Origin of the sequence: Amycolatopsis sp. cmx-4-61, assembly GCF_046548775.1 — a bacterium.
Taxonomy (GTDB): Bacteria; Actinomycetota; Actinomycetes; order Mycobacteriales; family Pseudonocardiaceae; genus Amycolatopsis.
Map to the genome: position 1 here is coordinate 60,455 of NZ_JAEBEI010000015.1, position 15,907 is coordinate 76,361.

The following is a 15,907-nucleotide window of genomic DNA, read 5'->3' on the forward strand; positions in this document are numbered from 1 at the left end:
TACACCACATGTGAAACGGTTGCGAATCGAATAGGCCGAGAGTGGGAGGGCGCCGGATGACCGCGACGATGACCACGGGGGTGACACCCGCGGACGGCGCGCCCGCCGAGCGGCTCGACGCGCTGGGCCGTCGCTGCCTGACCGAGGCGCACGGATTCGTGAGCGCGCGGGCGAGGGAGCATTTTTCCGGACGCAGCGAGGGAAAGCTGGCGGAAACCGCCGTGCCGGAGTTCGTGGCGGGCGGAAAATGCCTCCGCCCGCTTTTCGCGTACGTGGGGTGGCGGTGCGGGCAACCGGAGTCCGACGCCGCGATCCGCGCGGCCGCCGCGCTGGAACTGCTGCACTGCTTCGCCTTGGTCCAGGACGACGTGATGGACGGATCGGCGCTGCGCCGGGGCCGCACCGCGCTGCACGTCCGGTTCGCGCGGTGGCACGAGGAGCAGGGCTGGGCGGGCTCGGCGCCGCGGTTCGGCGAGTCCGCGGCGATCCTGTTCGGCGACCTGTTCCTGGTGTGGTCGGAGCAGATGCTGCGTGAAAGCGGGCTACCGGCGGCACAGCTGGCGCGGGGCTGGGCGCACTACGACGCGATGCGGGCCGAGCTGGCCGTCGGCCAGCTCGCCGACCTGGTGAACGACGCGCGGGCCCTGCCGAGCTGGGACACGCTGCTCGACGTCCTGCGCCGCAAGTCCGGCAACTACACGGTGCGGCGCCCGCTGGAGTTCGGAGCGGCCCTGGCCGGCTGTGGCCCGGAGCTGACGGCCGGCCTGAGCGAGTTCGGCGGCCTGGTCGGCGAGGCGTTCCAGCTCCGTGACGACCTGCTGGGCGTGTTCGGCGACCCGTCGGTCACGGGCAAGCCCGCCGGGCAGGACCTGCGCGAGCGCAAGGCCTCCAGCGTGGTGGTGCTCGCGGCGGCGATGGCCGACCGGCGGCGGCAGGCCGAATTCGCCGAGCTGGTGGCGCTCGACACGGTGGACGACGAGGCCGTGACGCGCTGGCGGGAGCTGATCGAGGCCACCGGGGCGCGGGAGCGCATGGGCGAGCTGATCCGCGAGCGGGCGGACAAGGCCATGGCGGCCCTGGACCCGGCACTGGTCCCGCGGCACGCCGCCGACCTGCTGGCCGCCCTCGCGGCCCGCTGCACGGAGCGCGACCGATGAGAGGCGAACCGATTCAAGACCTGCTTCGCGGCCCCACGGCGATCCGGCGACTCATTCAGCCGGAAAACCGCGGAGCTCGCTCCACGAGAAATGAACTGATCCCCACCCCCGTCAGCACCCCCGGCCCGTCGGAGTGCGACCGATGAAAACCGTGCCGGGGCCGGTGAATCGCGTCGTCGTCGTGGGGGCCGGGCTGTCCGGGCTCGCCGCGGCTCTGCACCTGGCCGGGCGGGGGCGGGAGGTCACCGTCCTCGAGCGGGATCCCGGCCCCGGCGGGCGCGCCGGGCGCGTCGAGCGGGGCGGCTACCGGCTCGACACCGGCCCCACCGTGCTCACCATGCCGTCGATCCTGCGCGACACCTTCGCCGCGGTCGGGGCCGAGCTCACCACGGAACTGCCGCTGACCCGGCTCGACCCCGCCTACGTCGCCCAGTTCGCCGACGGCAGCACGCTGCCCGTGCACACCGACGGGGCCGCGATGGCCGACGCGGTGCGCGAGTTCGCCGGGCCGGCCGAGGCCGCGGGCTACACGCGCCTGCGTGAGTGGCTGACCCGGCTCTACCGGGCCGAATTCAGCCGGTTCATCGACGCCAACATCGACTCCCCGCTCGGCATGCTCCGCCCGGAACTGGCCCGGCTCGCGGCCCTGGGCGGGTTCCGCCGGCTCGACGGCCAGGTCGGCCGGTTCCTCGGCGACGAACGGCTCAAGCGGGTCTTCACCTTCCAGGCGCTGTACGCGGGCGAGTCCCCCATGCGGGCGCTGGCCCTCTACGCGGTGATTTCCTACATGGACACCGTCGGCGGGGTGTACTTCCCGACCGGCGGCATCGCGGCCCTGCCGCAGGCCCTCGCCCGCGTCGCGGCCGACGCCGGCGTCAAGTTCGGCTACGGCGACGCCGCCATCGAACTCGAACGCGCCGGTTCCCGGGTCACCGCCGTCCGCACCGCCGCCGGGGCGCGCTACCCGTGCGACGCCGTCGTCCTCACCACCGAACTGCCCGAGAGCTACCGGCTGCTCGGCCGGCCGCCCCGCCGGCCCGTCCCGCTGCGGGCCGCGCCCTCGGCGCTGGTCGTGCACGCCGGCGGTCCCGCCACGCACCCCGAGGCCGCGCACCACACCATCTCCTTCGGACACGGGTGGCGCTCGACCTTCGACGAGCTCATCACCCGGGGACGGCGGATGAGCGACCCCTCGCTGCTGATCACCCGGCCGACCGCGTCCGATCCCGGGCTCGCCCCACCCGGCCGTCAGCTGTACTCCGTGCTCGCCCCGGTGCCCAACCTCGACCGCGGCCCCGCGGACTGGGCCACCGAAACGGCGTCCTACGCCGAGGAGGTCCTCGACGTGGCCCGGGCCCGGCTGCTCCCCGGTTTCGCACCCGAGTTCACCCACGTCATCGGGCCGGCCGAGTGGGCGGCCCGTGGCCTGGTCGCCGGGACGCCGTTCAGCTACGCCCACTCCTTCGGCCAGACCGGGCCGTTCCGGCCGCGGAACCTGCCCCGCGGGACGGACAACGTCGTGCTGGCCGGGGGCGCCACGGTTCCGGGCGTTGGCGTGCCGACCGTGCTCATCTCCGGCAGACTGGCTGCCGACCGGATCACCGGAGGGACGCGATGACCCGACGCGAACTCGACGCCGCCGGCATCCGCGAGCCCGGGCTGCGCGCGGCCTACACGTGGTGCCGCGAGCTCAACGCCCGGCACGGCCGCACGTACTTCCTCGCGACGCGGATGCTGACCCCGGCGCAGCGGCCGGCCATCCACGCGCTCTACGGCTTCGCCCGCTGGCTCGACGACATCGTCGACGAGCCGGCCGCCGATGCCACGCCCGAAACGCTCGACACGCGCCTGCGGGAAGTCGAAAAACGGTTCCTCGACGACCTCGACGCCGGCACGAGCGACGACCCGCTGCTGACCGCGGTGATCGACACGGCGGCCCGGTACACCCTGGCCAAGGCGTACTTCGAGGCGTTCTTCACTTCGATGCGGATGGACCTCAGCGTCGACAGCTACGCCACGCGCGAAGCACTCGACACCTACGTGCACGGTTCGGCCGAGGTGATCGGGCTGCAGGTGCTGCCGGTGCTCGGCACGGTCGCCCCGCGGGAGGAGGCCGAACCGCGGGCCGCCGCGCTCGGCAAGGCCTTCCAGCTCACCAACTTCCTGCGTGACGTCGCCGAGGACCTGGCCCGCGGGCGCGTCTACCTGCCGGCCGACGAACTGGCCGCGCACGGCGTCGACCGCGAACGGCTCGAGTGGTGCGCGCAGCGGGGCCGGGCCGATCAGCCGGTCCGGGCCGCGATCCGCAACCAGATCGCCGTCACCCGCGACATCTACGCCGAGGCCCGGCCGGGCATCGCCATGCTGCACCCGGTTTCGCGCCCCTGCGTGGCGACGGCGGCGACGTTGTACGGCGGCATCCTCGACCGCATCGAAGCCGCGAACCACGACGTCTTCGCCGGGCGCGCGGCCGTTTCCCGCGGGCAGCGGCTGGCGGTGGCGTGCGGGGCGGTGGCCCGCACGCAGTGGGCCCGGCGGCGCCACCGCGCCCCGGCGCTCCCGCTGGCGGTGGGCTGACGTGGGCAAGGCCGAATACCTCGTCGTGCTGGCCGCGTGCGTCCTCGTGACCCTGCCGCTGGAGATCGCGGGCGCGCGCGTCTACCGGCAGCCCCGGCGGCTGGCGCGCGCGGTGCTGCCGGTCGCCCTGGTGTTCCTGGTCTGGGACGCGCTGGCGATCGCCGTCGGCGTGTGGGACTACGCGCCCGAGCACGTCACCGGCGTCCGCGCGCCCTTCGCCGTGCCGCTGGAGGAAGTCCTGTTCTTCGTGGTGATCCCGATCTGCGGGGTGCTGACCTACGAGATCGTCCAGCTCACCCTCGCCGCGCTGCGGCGGCTCGGGAGCCGGCCGGAGGTCCGCCGGTGATCCCGTGGGGTTACACCGTGCCCGCGGCCGCCGCCGTGGCCGCGGTCGTGCTGGCCGAGCTCTTCCTGCTGCGCACGGGGCTGTTCCGCCGTCCCGCCTACTGGATCACGATCGCCATCGTGACGGCGTTCCAGATCCCGGTGGACGGCTGGCTGACCAAGCTGTCCGACCCGATCGTGCGCTACGCGCCGCAGCACATCACCGACTGGCGCTTCCCGTGGGACATCCCGGTCGAGGACTTCCTCTTCGGCTTCGCGCTCGTGACCGCGGTCCTGCTGATCTGGGAACGAACCGGCACCCGCGAGGAGCGAGCATGAACGCGATGGCGAAGGACGGTCTCCCCCGCGGCGCGGTGCCGTCGGCCTTCGACACCGAAGCGCGGTGGTACGACCGGCTGGTCGGCGCCAACCCCGGCTACCACGAGCACCTGCGGCTTTCGGCGCAGCGGCTGGAGCTGCCGCCGGACGGGACGGGCCTGCGGCTGCTGGACGCCGGCTGCGGCACGGGCGCCTCGACGGCCGCGCTCGTGTCGGTCGCGCCCGGTGCCGAGGTCACCGCGTTCGACGCCTCCGGGGAGATGCTCGCGCAGGCGCGGGCGAAGGACTGGCCGGACGGCGTCACGTTCGTCCACACGCCGGTCGAGGACCTCGACGGCATCCCGGGTCCGTTCGACGTGATCCTGGCCGCGTACCTGCTGCGCAACCTGACCGAACCGACCCGGCAGCTGCGCCGGCTGCGCGGCCTGCTGCGTCCCGGCGGCCGCATCGCGGTCCACGAGTACTCCGTCCACGATTCGCGACGCGCCCGGTGGGTGTGGAACGCGGTCTGCGCGGGCGTGATCATCCCGCTCGGGAAGGTCACCACCGGCGACGCGACCCTCTACCGCCACCTGCGCCGCAGCGTCCTCGAATTCGACGGGATCGCCGCGCTCGCCGGCCGGCTCTCCGACGCCGGCTTCACCGACGTCCGCACCGCCACGATGCCCGGCTGGCAGAACGGCATCGTGCACACCGTCCTCGGCACCAACCCGCAGGAGCACCCGTGACCCGGCCCCTCGGCACCGACCGCCGCATCGAGACCCGGCCGGCCCCGCCCGGCCTGGCCGACGCCGGGCTGCTCGGCCGTCGCCCGACCGCGGCGGTCGTCGGCGGCGGCATCGCGGGCCTGACCGCCGCCACCGGGCTGGCCGAACGCGGCGTCACGGTGACGCTCTTCGAACGGGACGCCCACCTGGGCGGGCGCGTCGGCGGCTGGACCGACCGGCTGCCGGACGGCACGCCGGTGACGATGAGCCGCGGTTTCCACGCCTTCTTCCGCCAGTACTACAACCTCCGCTCGCTGCTCATGCGCACCGATCCCGGGCTCGACCGGCTGACGCCGCTGGCCGACTACCCGCTGCTGGACGCCCAGGGCCGCACGGACACCTTCGCGGGTCTCCCCCGGACGCCGCCGTGGAACGCGCTGGCGTTCGCCTGGCGCAGCCCGACGTTCACGCCGCGGGACCTGGTGCGCATCAACGGCCGCGGGGCCCTGCCGCTGGCGACCGTCAGCGTCCCGGAGACCTACGACCGGCTCGACGAAACCGACGCGGCGAGCTTCCTCGACGCGATCAACTTCCCCGAAGCGGCCAAACACCTGGCGTTCGAGGTGTTCTCCCGCAGCTTCTTCGCCGATCCGCGCGAGCTGTCCGCGGCGGAACTGGCGACCATGTTCCACCTGTACTTCCTGGGTTCCAGCGAAGGTCTCGTGTTCGACGTGCCCACCGAGCCGTTCCCGCAGGCGCTGTGGGACCCCCTGGCCGGCTACCTGGCCGACCGCCGGGTGACGATCCGGACCGGCACGCCGGTGGCGGCGCTCGACCGCAACCCCGACGGGTTCGCGGTCGCGACGGCTGACGGGAGCGCGCAGTTCGACACCGTCGTGCTGGCCTGTGACGTGCGGGGGCTGCGCGAGATCGTCGCCGCCTCCCCGGGTCTGGGGACGCCCGAGTGGCGGGCGGCGGTGGCCGGGCTGCGCACGGCGCCGCCCTTCCTGGTCCGGCGGCTCTGGCTCGACCGGCCCGTCGAGGCCACCCGGCCGCCGTTCCTGGGCACCGGGAGCGTGCCGCCCCTGGACAACATCAGCCTGCTCGACCGCTACGAGGACGAGGCACGGCGGTGGGCGGCCCGCACCGGTGGCTCGGTCATCGAACTCCACGCGTACGCGGCCACGACCGACGACCGCGACACGCTGGTGAAGGCCGTGGACGACCGGCTGCACGCGATCTACCCGGAAACCCTCGGTGCCCGGGTCACGGCGTCGATTTCCCTGTGGCGCGAGGACTGCCCGCTCTTCGGGCTCGGCGACTTCGCCCGCCGCCCGGCGGTCGTGACGCCGGACCCGGCGCTGGCACTGGCCGGCGACGGCATCCGGATCGACCTGCCGGTGGCCCTGATGGAACGCGCGGCCACCACCGGCTGGGCCGCGGCGAACACGCTGCTGGCCGGGTGGGGGCTCGCCGGGCTCCCGGTGCGCTCGGTGCCCAACCGCGGCCGGATCGGCCTGCTGAACCGGCTCGCCGCGACGAAGTACTTCCGGGGGTGAGCGGGATGACCGAGCGCAAAATCCACCGCGGCGACGGCCCGCCGCGCCCGAACACGCTGCCGAGCCACGGAACACCTTCCGCGCACCCACCGCGCCGGGCCGCGCTGCCCAGCCACCGGACACACCCCGCGGACCCGCCGCACCGGGCACCCCGCCGCCGCAGCACCGCGTTGCCGGACCACTTCCCTTCCTCCCACCACTTCCGCGGGTGAACGCCATGCCGGACCACGAAGTCGTCATCGTCGGCGCCGGGCTCGCCGGGCTGGCCGCCGCCGTCACGCTGCACCGGGCCGGGGTGCCGTGCGCGGTGCTGGAGGCGTCGGACGAGGTCGGCGGCCGGGTGCGCACCGACCTCGTCGACGGGTTCCGGCTCGATCGCGGGTTCCAGATCCTCAACCCGGCCTACCCGGCGATCCGGCGCCTGGTCGATGTCGGCGCCCTGGACCTTGGCCGGTTCTGGCGCGCGGTCCGGGTCGTCGACGACGACCGCGTCTCGCTGCTCGGGAACCCGCTCGACACGCCGAAGGCGCTGCGCGACATCGCGGCCCGGCGGTACCTCTCGGCAAAGGACCTGGCCGCGCTCGGCGCGCTTTCGGCCCGCGCCGCGGCCGGACCGGCGCAGGCGATCATCGACCGAGCCGACCGCACGACCGCCGACGAACTGCACCGCGCCGGCGTGTCCGCCCGGGCCGTCGAGACCGTGCTGCGGCCGTTCCTCTCCGGTGTCTTCCTGGAACCCGGACTGACCACCTCGGCCCGGTTCTTCCAGCTGGTGTGGCGGAGTTTCCTGCGCTCGGCACCGTCCCTGCCGGCCCTGGGCATGGGCGAGCTCCCACGGCAGCTGGCCCGCGCCCTGCCGACGTCGGCCGTCCACCTGGACACGCCGGTCGAGCGGGTCCGCCCGGGCGAGGTCCGCACGGCGGGCGGTGAAACCCGGACCGCCCGCGCGGTCGTCGTCGCCACCGACGGGTCCACGGCCGCCCGGCTCGCCGGCGTCCCGGCACCGCGCTGGAACAGCGGGACGACCTGGTACTTCGCCCCACCACGATCCCCGTTGCGCGAACCGGTCATCGTGATCGACGCGCGCGGCGGGCCGGTGGTCAACACCAGCGTCGTCAGCGAGGTGTGCCCGACTTACGCCCCACCGGGCGCCGCGCTGGTGAGCGCGTCGGCGTTGACGACGCTGCCGGAGGCGGACGTGCGCCGCCAGCTCGGCCGGATGTACCGCACGGACGCGACGCGCTGGCCGCTGGTGGCGCGGTACGAGATCACCCACGGGCTCCCGGCCATGCCGCCACCGCACGAACTCCGGCGCGACGTCCGGCTGGGCGACGGCCGGTACGTGTGCGGTGACCACCGGGACACCAGCTCGCTGCAGGGGGCGTTGGCGTCCGGGACCAGAGCGGCCCGCGCGGTTCTCGCCGACCTCGGCACGGCACCGCGCTGAGCGCTTCCCGCATTACGACATCCGGGCGGAAATTCGCTCGCAGCACGGCGAAAACCACCGCGGCGACACCGGGAACCCGGTACTGATCGTGCCGATCCGGCCCCGCTGCATCACCGGATCGAGTGAAAGCCGCAGGGAGTTCTTCGATGTTCCGGCCCAGCACACCCATGGTCTGGGTAGCCCGGAAACCTCGCCGTGCCCCGTTGAGCGCCTTGACACAGGGCACTCCGAGTGACGTTTTCCGCACCCGCTAACGAAGTCGCGGCTTTTCCGTCTTTCCGAGGCAACCCGCAGTAATCCGGTCTTCGGAAAGGAAGTCCATGTCGCGGAGATCCTTGTTCGTCGCGCTGATCACGGTCAGTGCCTTGCTCACCCCGGCCGCGGTGGCGGCCGCGGCGCCGCCCGGGGTCGACCCGGCCACCGTCGATCTCACGCTCGCCGCCGGGCAGAGCGCCACCGTCGCCAAGCACGTCACCACCTCCACCGTCCCCCCGAACCCCGACCTCGTCCTGCTCGCCGACACCACCGGCAGCATGAGCGGCGCGATCACCAACGTCCGCACCAACGCCGACGCCATCACCGGTGACGTGCTCGCCGCCCAGCCGACCGCCCGGTTCGGCGTCGCCGAGTACAAGGACTTCACCGACTCCGTGCCCTTCAAGGTCAACCAGGGCATCACCGGCGACACCGCCGCCGTCCAGGCCGGTATCGACCAGTGGGCCGCGTCCGGCGGCGGCGACTTCCCCGAAGCCGACCTCAACGCCCTCTACGAACTGGCCTCCGGCGCGGTCACCTTCCGCCCGGACGGCACGCGCATCATCGCCTGGTTCGGGGACGCGCCGTCGCACGACCCCAGCGGCGGGCACACCCTGGCCCAGACCATCGACGCGCTCAAGGCGGCGAAGATCCGCGTCGTCGCGGTCAACGTCGGTGCGCTCGACGCCGACGGCCAGGCGAGCGCCATCGCCACGGCCACCGGTGGCGTGCTGCTGAACAACGTGCCGTCGAACCAGGTGTCGCAGGCCATCCTCGACGGCATCAAGTCCATCGAGGTCACGGTGGCGCCGAAGGTCACCACCTGCGACCCGCAGCTGACGCTGACCAACGACCCGGCGAGCGTCAAGGTGTCCAGCGGGGACGTCGCCACGTTCACCGAGACCGTCGCCGCGGCGGCCGACGCCGCGCCCGGCACCTACCACTGCACGGTCGACTACCTCGTCGACGGCGTGTCCCGCGGGTACGTCGAGACGACGACCGTGCGCGTGCTCGGCCTGAGCATCAACGACGTCACGGTGGCCGAGGGCTCCGGCGGCGCGCCGGTGCCGGCCACCTTCACCGTGTCGCTGCTCGGCGGCACCAGCCCGAACCCGGTGACGGTCCACTACGCCACCGCGAACGGCACCGCCACCGCACCGGCCGACTACCAGGCGGCGAGCGGTGACGTGACCTTCGCGCCCGGCGAGACGAGCAAGCCGGTGACCGTGCTGGTCAACCCGGACACCGTCGACGAGCCGGACGAGACGTTCACGGTGAACCTCTCGGCACCGGTCGGCGCCGGGCTGGTCGACCCCACCGGCGTCGGCACGATCGTCGACGACGACCGCGACGGCACCTTCTCCTGCACCGGCACCGCCGCGAACGTCATCGGCATCACCGCGGCCGTGGCGAACCCGGCGAACCTGCCCTGCGCCGACGACAGCCAGTCCGTCCTCGACGCGACGCTCAACGCCGGCCTGATCAAGGTGGAGACCCACGCGCTGACCGCGGCGACCGACCTGACCCCGGACGACCAGTCCGCGGCGCCGGCGGCCGGTGACCACGCGCAGGCCTCGGCCAAGATCGACAGGACGGTGATCAGCACGGTCGGGCTGACCATCGAGCTGGGCGTGATCCAGTCGCAGGCGGCGGCGACCTGCCAGCCGGCCACGGGCGGGCTCGCCCCGGCGCTGACCGGCAGTTCGAGCGTCGCTTCGCTGAAGATCAACGGCGTCCCGGTCACGGTCGGCTCGGCGCCGGTGACCATCGCGCTGGTCATCGGCTCGCTGAAGCTGAACGGCCAGACCATCGCGAACGGCGTCGTGAAGCAGCAGGCGGTCACGCTGGAAACCCCGCTGGCGAAGATCGTGCTGGCGGAGTCCCAGGCGGACGTGCACGGCACCGCCGCGCACCCGGCGGGCAACCCCTGCCGCCGGTGACCCGGTGAACCACCCGGGGTGGGCGGTCCTCGCCCGCCCCGGGTCCGGCGCACGAAAGAAGCGCCCCAAGGCCGCCTTGGGGCGCTTGTGCCGGGGTCGCTAGCCGGAGGTCGGCATCAGCTCGAGGGTTTCCTCCGCCAGCCGGTCGGCGCCCTCGCGGAAGTCCGCGTCCAGCTTGCGGAACAGCGTCTCGGCCTGGATCGCCGGCCAGTCGCGCGGCAGGTGCCCGGCCGGCAGGTGGGGGTCCCGGCGGACCACGTGCAGCCAGTCCGAATGCAGCATCAGCCGGCGCGTCAAGTCGTCCGGAAAGGACGGTTTCCCGCCGTCCCACTTGTCCAGGAAATCGTGGTAGCGCGCGGCTATCGTGGCCGTGTCGAAGGCTTTCCGGACCAGCGAAGCCGCTTCCGTCGGTTTGGCCGGCTGGGCGGTGAACACCGTGACGTGCCCGTCGAGGCCGAGCTGCTCGACGATCGCCGTCACGTCGCGGTCCCCCGGCGCGACCCACAACCCGTTCTGCAGCAGGCCGAAACCCGCCCACGTCAGCTGGCGGCGCAGGTCGTGGCGGTCGCCGCGGCGGGTGTCCGGGAGGGAAAAGCCCACCAGCGTCCAGCCGGCGTCCTCGGAGCGGTTGACCGCGCCCGTTTCCCAGATGCGGCGCCTGCCGTCCTCGAGGACCGCGGCGAGGCGCTCGCTGAGACCGAAGTAGACCTTCCGCCCGTGGCGGTGGCGGGTCAGCAATCCGGTGCCCGCCATGCGGGTCAGCGTCGACCGGACCGCCTCCTCCGAGACGCCGACCCGCCCGAACACGTCGATCACGCTGCCCGAATAGATGGCGCTCGACCGGCCGAGCAGGTGGATGCCCAGGAACGTGAGCATGACGGACTTCGGGCGGGGCCCGGAGCCGGTCTCGGCGGAGTGCGTCACGGCGCCAGCGTAACCCGGGGCGGCCGCCACTTGATGTTGTGCAGATCGTTGACGGCCGTCATGCCTCTGACTAACGTTGGGGCCCGCTCCCCCGTCGTCCGCCCCCGGACGAACCTGCCCCTCCGCAGTGCCCCGCCCCCGAAGACGAGGGTGAACCCCATGAGCACTCAGCTCCGCAGAGCGGTCGCGTCGAGCTTCCTCGGCAGCCTGATCGAGTACTACGACTTCCTCCTCTACGCCACGGCGAGCGCGGTCGTCTTCGGCAAGGTGTTCTTCGCCGACCTCGATCCGGCACTCGCCACGGTCGCCAGCTTCGGCACGTTCACCACCGGCTACCTCGCCCGCCCGCTCGGCGGCCTGATCTTCGGTCACTTCGGCGACCGCATGGGCCGCAAGCGGATGCTCGTGCTGACCATGACCCTGATGGGCGTCGCGAGCTTCCTCATCGGCCTGCTGCCCGGCTACGACCAGATCGGCCCGGTCGCCCCGCTCGGCCTGGTCCTGCTCCGCGTCGTCCAGGGCATCGCGGTCGGCGGCGAGTGGGGCGGCGCCGTGCTGATGTCCGCCGAACACGCGCGGTCGCGCCGCGGGCTGTGGGCCGGGTTCACCAACGCGGGCGCGCCGAGCGGCATGGTCGTCTCGACCCTCGTCATGTCCGGCACCGCCGCGCTGACGTCCGAAGCGGACTTCCTCGCGTGGGGCTGGCGGATCCCCTTCCTGCTCAGCATCGTCCTGCTCGCGATCGGCCTGTTCGTGCGGTCCCGCGTCGACGAAACCCCGGCGTTCCTGGCCGCCCGCAAGGAGGAACGGCGACGGTTGCCGCTCGTCGCCGTGCTGCGGGACCACCCGCGCGTGCTGCTGCTGAGCGTCGGCGTCGGGCTCGCCGCGTTCGTCGTCCAGGCGACGCTGACCACCTTCGTGCTCGCCTACGGCGTCCAGCACGGGCACCCGCGGCAGGACGTGCTCAACGCGCTCACGCTGTCGTCGGCCTGCGCGGTGGCCGGGATCCTGCTGTGGTCGGCGCTGTCCGACCGGATCGGCCGCCGCCCGGTCGTCCTGGCCGGGGTGGCCGCCATGGCCGTGTTCGGGTTCCTGCTCTTCCCGATGGTCCGCAACGGCAGCGGGCTGCTGCTGGTCCTGGCGCTGGTGATCGGCCAGGGCGTCATCCACCCGATGATGTACGGACCGCTGGCGGCCCTGTACACCGAACTGTTCGACACCGAAAGCCGCTACACCGGCGCGTCGCTGGGCTACCAGCTCGCCGGGCTCGGCGCCGGGTTCGCCCCGCTGATCTTCGCCGAGCTCCAGCGCGCCAACGGCGGTGGTTCGACCACGCCCGTGTCGTGGACCATCGCCGCGTTCTGCGTCCTCTCCGCCGTCTGCGTGCTGGCGCTGCGGGAAACGCACCGCCGTGAACTGACGCCCGTGGCCGAGTTCCCCGCGGCCGCCGAGCGAGAGAGGAACCGAGGATGAGCAGGTGGTTCCGCCGGGCCGGCGCCCTCGTCGCGGCGACGCTGACGGCGTTCGGCCTCACCGCGGGAAGCCCGGCGCAGGCCGCCACCCCCGCGCACTACACCGGGCAGCTGCCCGACGGCGCGAGCTGGGTGGCCGACGTGCCGGCGTCCTGGAACGGCACCGTGATCCTCTACAGCCACGGCTTCGGCCCGCTCGTGGCGCGCAACGCGCCGGACGAGCCGACCGCGCAGGCCCTGCTCGCGGGCGGTTACGCGCTGATCGGCTCGTCCTACAGCGGGCCGTCGCTGTGGGCGCTCGCCTCCGCGCCGCGTGACCAGTTCGCGTCGCTGGACGAGCTCGTGCGCAGGATCGGGCCGCCCCGCCGCACCATCGCCTGGGGCACGTCGATGGGCGGTCTGGTCAGCGCGCTCGAGGCCGAGTCCGGCGCGCGGCGGCTCGACGGCGCGCTGACCACGTGCGGCCTGGTCGCGGGCGCGCTCGACCTGAACAACTACCAGCTCGACGGCGAATACGCCTTGTCCCGCCTGCTCGCCCCGGCCCAGCCGGTGAAGCTGGTCCGCTACGCGAGTGCCGACGAAGCGAACGCGGCGGCCGAGGCACTGACGAAGATCGTCACCGACGCCCAGGGCAGCGCGGCCGGCCGGGCCCGGATCGCCCTGGGTGCCGCGCTGCTGAACACGCCGCCGTGGCTGACCGGCGACCTGCCGCCCGGGCCCGCCGACCACGCGGGCCAGGAACAGCAACAGCAGGAGGCGCTGGCGCAGTTCGTGCTCGGGTTCGTGGTGCCCGGCCGCTACCAGATCGAACTGGCGGCCGGCGGGAACAGCGCGTTCAACCGCGGCGTCGACTACCGCGCCCTGCTGGCCGGCAGCCCGCTGGTCCGGCAGGTGCGGGCGTTGTACCGCGCCGCAGGCCTGGACCTCGACGCCGACCTGGCCGACCTGACCCGCCACGCGGACGTCACCCCCGACCCGCACGCCGTCGCGACGCTCGCCCGCACGTCCCAGCCGACCGGACGGCTGCGCGTGCCGTCGCTGGCCATCCACACCACCGCGGACCACCTCGTGCCGGTCGAGCAGGAGAACCGGTACGCCCAGCGGGTTCGCTCGGCGGGCCGGGAACCGTTGCTGCGCCAGGCTTATGTGCAGGCGGCCGGGCACTGCGCGTTCCGGCCGTCGGAGACGCTGGCGGCGTTGCACGCCCTGGAATCCCGGATCGAAACCGGGCGCTGGCCCGACCTCCGGCCGGCGAGTCTCAACGCGGCCGCGGCCGCACTCGGCGATCCGGGCCGGTACATCCGCTACACGCCGGCGCCGCTGACCGGCACGAACCGCCGCTGAGGCCGGGGGCGGCCGCATTCCGCGGCGGCCGCCCCTTGCGTCAGGGTAAATCACGGCTTTCGGAACTTGCATTTGATGTTAATGGGCGGACCCCCTAGCGTGGTCGGCATGAACCTCACCGTCCTCGCGGCGTCCGGCCGGACCGGACTCGCACTCACCCGGGAAGCCTTGCGGCGCGGGCATTCCGTCACCGCGATCGCCCGGGATCCCGGGCGCATCGCCGTTCCGGACGCGCCTCTCCTGCAAAAGGTGGCGCGCGACGTCGAAGATCCGGCGAGCCTCGACCTCGCCGGCTCGGTCGTCCTGTCCGGCCTCGGCACGGACCGGCCGGGTGTCCTGCTGGCGGGCGCCAAGGCGGTGGTCGCCGCCGGACCGCAGCGCATCATCTGGCTCGGCGCGTACGGCACGGGCGAGTCGGCCTCGGTGGCCGGCGAAGCGGCCGGTGTGCTCACGAAGCTGCTGGGCGACCGCCTCGGCGACAAGGTCGAGGCCGACGCGACGATCCTCGCGGCCGGAGGCACGGTGTTCCACGCGGGCCTGCTGACCGACGGCCCGGAAAGCCCCGCGCGGCGCACGGTGCCCCTGGCCGACGGACCGCCCCTCGACTTCGACGCGGTGATCAGCCGGGCGACCGTCGCCGCGGCCATGCTCGACGAAGCCGAGACCCCGCGCTTCGCGGGCAAGATCGCCTTGCCGCTGGCGGATTGAGCCGCGGGCCTGGCGAGGCGGGGCAAGGCCGAACGGGGTTTGGCGGGCCCAGGCGTTGGCCGGGCAAGCTTGGCGAGGCTTGGCGGGGCTGAGCAAGGCCCGGGCGGCGCCGGACGGGTTTGGCGGGCCCAAGCGCGGTTGGCCGGGCAGGCTGGGTAAAGCCAAGCGGGTTAGGCAGGACCAGGCAGGCCAAGCGGAGATTGCCGCACGGGGCGCCAAACAGCGGGTCCGCGCGCGGGCCTGGGCTACGGGGTCGTGATCTCCTCGAACGCCGCACGAACCTGGTCGCGGAGCCAGGCGTGGGCCGGGTCGGAGTCGTAGCGCTGGTGCCACGTGCAGCAGATCTGCGCCGCGCGGGATTCGGCCGGGAGGGGGCGGGTGATCAGCCCGAACGCGTCGATCAGCGGGCGGCCGAGCACCGCCGTGCAGCTGACCAGCGCGTCGCTGCGGGCCGCCAGCTGCAGCGCCGTCGCCAGGGTTGCCACCGACGCGATCACCCGGCGGCGCAGGCCGTCCGCCGCCAGCACGTCGTCGATCGGGGCCGTGAGGCGGCCACGGCGGGACACGAGGACGTGCGGGAACGCCGCGAACGCCCGTAGGTCCAGTCCCTCGGCCGCGGGGTGACCCGCGCGCATCGCCACCACCAGGGCGTCGTGGCCGAGGACCTCGGCCCGGAACTCGGGCAGGTGCGCCCGGGGGCCGCCGAGTTCGAGGTCGACGCGGCCGTGGCGGAGGTCGTCGGTGTCGGCCGAGTGCTCGGCCAGCACCCGCAGCTGGACCCCGGGCGCCTGCTCCTGGAGCCGGCCGGCCAGCACCGGGACGACCGACGCGGCGAGCGCGTCGTGGCACTGGATCGTGAACGTGCGGTCCAGCTCGCCCAGGTGCAGCTCGCGGGCCGGCTGCAGGACCTCGCGCGCCCGCCGGACCAGCCGGTGCACGTCTTCGCGGACGGCCACCGCGTACGGCGTGGGCACCATCGTGTGGCCGGTGCGGACGAGGATGTCGTCGCCGGTCACCGCGCGGAGCCGGCCGAGGGTGCGGCTGACCGCGGGTGAGGACAGGTGCAGCCGCTCGGCCGCGCCCATCACGCTGCCCTCCTCGAGCAGCGCGTCGAGCACCGTGAGCAAGTTCAAGTCGAGTTGCACGAACGCAAG

General features: G+C 73.6%; 15 protein-coding genes. 13 read left to right on the plus strand and 2 right to left on the minus strand.

Annotated features, from left to right (window positions below):
- Positions 1–56: 56 nt before the first annotated feature.
- The 10 genes from ACLJOU_RS33175 (at position 57) to ACLJOU_RS33220 (ending at position 10,305) form a co-directional block, all read left to right on the plus strand.
- The gene (locus ACLJOU_RS33175; protein WP_410573076.1) at positions 57–1,157 is read left to right on the plus strand and encodes a polyprenyl synthetase family protein; all 1,101 of its coding nucleotides are present in this window, start codon (positions 57–59) and stop codon (positions 1,155–1,157) included.
- Between the two features lie 142 nt (positions 1,158–1,299).
- The gene (gene crtI, locus ACLJOU_RS33180; protein ID WP_410573078.1) at positions 1,300–2,775 is read left to right on the plus strand and encodes a phytoene desaturase family protein; all 1,476 of its coding nucleotides are present in this window, start codon (positions 1,300–1,302) and stop codon (positions 2,773–2,775) included.
- Positions 2,772–3,734: a phytoene/squalene synthase family protein gene (locus ACLJOU_RS33185; RefSeq protein ID WP_410573080.1), complete on the plus strand. Its 963-nt coding sequence runs from the start codon at positions 2,772–2,774 to the stop codon at positions 3,732–3,734. Before crtI ends, ACLJOU_RS33185 begins: the two co-directional genes overlap by 4 nt.
- A 1-nt stretch (position 3,735) precedes the next feature.
- Positions 3,736–4,080, plus strand: coding sequence for a lycopene cyclase domain-containing protein (locus tag ACLJOU_RS33190; protein WP_410573082.1), 345 nt, complete (start codon positions 3,736–3,738; stop codon positions 4,078–4,080).
- The gene (locus ACLJOU_RS33195; RefSeq protein ID WP_410573084.1) at positions 4,077–4,397 is read left to right on the plus strand and encodes a lycopene cyclase domain-containing protein; all 321 of its coding nucleotides are present in this window, start codon (positions 4,077–4,079) and stop codon (positions 4,395–4,397) included. The genes ACLJOU_RS33190 and ACLJOU_RS33195 overlap by 4 nt, the downstream gene beginning before the upstream one ends.
- Positions 4,394–5,125 carry a class I SAM-dependent methyltransferase gene (locus tag ACLJOU_RS33200; protein WP_410573086.1) on the plus strand — a complete coding sequence of 244 codons (732 nt, stop codon included), beginning with the start codon at positions 4,394–4,396 and terminating at the stop codon, positions 5,123–5,125. The genes ACLJOU_RS33195 and ACLJOU_RS33200 overlap by 4 nt, the downstream gene beginning before the upstream one ends.
- Positions 5,122–6,663 carry an FAD-dependent oxidoreductase gene (locus ACLJOU_RS33205; protein ID WP_410573088.1) on the plus strand — a complete coding sequence of 514 codons (1,542 nt, stop codon included), beginning with the start codon at positions 5,122–5,124 and terminating at the stop codon, positions 6,661–6,663. Before ACLJOU_RS33200 ends, ACLJOU_RS33205 begins: the two co-directional genes overlap by 4 nt.
- Positions 6,664–6,668: 5 nt before the next feature.
- A complete protein-coding gene (locus ACLJOU_RS33210) occupies positions 6,669–6,875 on the plus strand; it encodes a hypothetical protein (RefSeq protein ID WP_410573090.1) in 207 nt (68 codons plus the stop codon).
- Positions 6,876–6,880: 5 nt separating this feature from the next.
- The gene (locus ACLJOU_RS33215; RefSeq protein WP_410573092.1) at positions 6,881–8,110 is read left to right on the plus strand and encodes an NAD(P)/FAD-dependent oxidoreductase; all 1,230 of its coding nucleotides are present in this window, start codon (positions 6,881–6,883) and stop codon (positions 8,108–8,110) included.
- Between the two features lie 320 nt (positions 8,111–8,430).
- A complete protein-coding gene (locus tag ACLJOU_RS33220) occupies positions 8,431–10,305 on the plus strand; it encodes a Calx-beta domain-containing protein (protein ID WP_410573094.1) in 1,875 nt (624 codons plus the stop codon).
- A 99-nt stretch (positions 10,306–10,404) separates the two neighbouring features.
- On the opposite strand, the gene ACLJOU_RS33225 is transcribed toward ACLJOU_RS33220, so the two are convergent.
- Positions 10,405–11,229, minus strand: coding sequence for a PaaX family transcriptional regulator C-terminal domain-containing protein (locus tag ACLJOU_RS33225; protein WP_410573096.1), 825 nt, complete (start codon positions 11,227–11,229; stop codon positions 10,405–10,407).
- A 159-nt stretch (positions 11,230–11,388) separates the two neighbouring features.
- Here ACLJOU_RS33225 and ACLJOU_RS33230 point away from each other — a divergent pair, with 159 nt between their 5' ends.
- The 3 genes from ACLJOU_RS33230 to ACLJOU_RS33240 all read left to right on the plus strand — a co-directional run bounded on the left by ACLJOU_RS33230 (position 11,389) and on the right by ACLJOU_RS33240 (position 14,753).
- The gene (locus tag ACLJOU_RS33230; protein ID WP_410573098.1) at positions 11,389–12,702 is read left to right on the plus strand and encodes an MFS transporter; all 1,314 of its coding nucleotides are present in this window, start codon (positions 11,389–11,391) and stop codon (positions 12,700–12,702) included.
- Positions 12,699–14,045: an alpha/beta hydrolase gene (locus ACLJOU_RS33235; RefSeq protein ID WP_410573100.1), complete on the plus strand. Its 1,347-nt coding sequence runs from the start codon at positions 12,699–12,701 to the stop codon at positions 14,043–14,045. Before ACLJOU_RS33230 ends, ACLJOU_RS33235 begins: the two co-directional genes overlap by 4 nt.
- Positions 14,046–14,153: 108 nt before the next feature.
- Positions 14,154–14,753, plus strand: a complete 600-nt coding sequence (locus tag ACLJOU_RS33240) for an NAD(P)-dependent oxidoreductase (RefSeq protein WP_410573102.1) — start codon at positions 14,154–14,156, stop codon at positions 14,751–14,753.
- Positions 14,754–14,998: 245 nt separating this feature from the next.
- On the opposite strand, the gene ACLJOU_RS33245 is transcribed toward ACLJOU_RS33240, so the two are convergent.
- Complete coding sequence (locus tag ACLJOU_RS33245; RefSeq protein ID WP_410573104.1) at positions 14,999–15,898, minus strand: LysR family transcriptional regulator; 900 nt, start codon at positions 15,896–15,898, stop codon at positions 14,999–15,001.
- Between the last annotated feature and the right edge of the window lie 9 nt (positions 15,899–15,907).

What these genes read in the sequence shown, in the direction of transcription:
- ACLJOU_RS33175 (WP_410573076.1), top strand. Translation starts at nt 57, where the DNA reads ATGACCGCGACGATGACCACGGGGGTGACACCCGCGGACGGCGCGCCC.
- crtI (WP_410573078.1), top strand. Translation starts at nt 1,300, where the DNA reads ATGAAAACCGTGCCGGGGCCGGTGAATCGCGTCGTCGTCGTGGGGGCC.
- ACLJOU_RS33185 (WP_410573080.1), top strand. Translation starts at nt 2,772, where the DNA reads ATGACCCGACGCGAACTCGACGCCGCCGGCATCCGCGAGCCCGGGCTG.
- ACLJOU_RS33200 (WP_410573086.1), top strand. Translation starts at nt 4,394, where the DNA reads ATGAACGCGATGGCGAAGGACGGTCTCCCCCGCGGCGCGGTGCCGTCG.
- ACLJOU_RS33210 (WP_410573090.1), top strand. Translation starts at nt 6,669, where the DNA reads ATGACCGAGCGCAAAATCCACCGCGGCGACGGCCCGCCGCGCCCGAAC.
- ACLJOU_RS33215 (WP_410573092.1), top strand. Translation starts at nt 6,881, where the DNA reads ATGCCGGACCACGAAGTCGTCATCGTCGGCGCCGGGCTCGCCGGGCTG.
- ACLJOU_RS33220 (WP_410573094.1), top strand. Translation starts at nt 8,431, where the DNA reads ATGTCGCGGAGATCCTTGTTCGTCGCGCTGATCACGGTCAGTGCCTTG.
- ACLJOU_RS33230 (WP_410573098.1), top strand. Translation starts at nt 11,389, where the DNA reads ATGAGCACTCAGCTCCGCAGAGCGGTCGCGTCGAGCTTCCTCGGCAGC.
- ACLJOU_RS33235 (WP_410573100.1), top strand. Translation starts at nt 12,699, where the DNA reads ATGAGCAGGTGGTTCCGCCGGGCCGGCGCCCTCGTCGCGGCGACGCTG.
- ACLJOU_RS33240 (WP_410573102.1), top strand. Translation starts at nt 14,154, where the DNA reads ATGAACCTCACCGTCCTCGCGGCGTCCGGCCGGACCGGACTCGCACTC.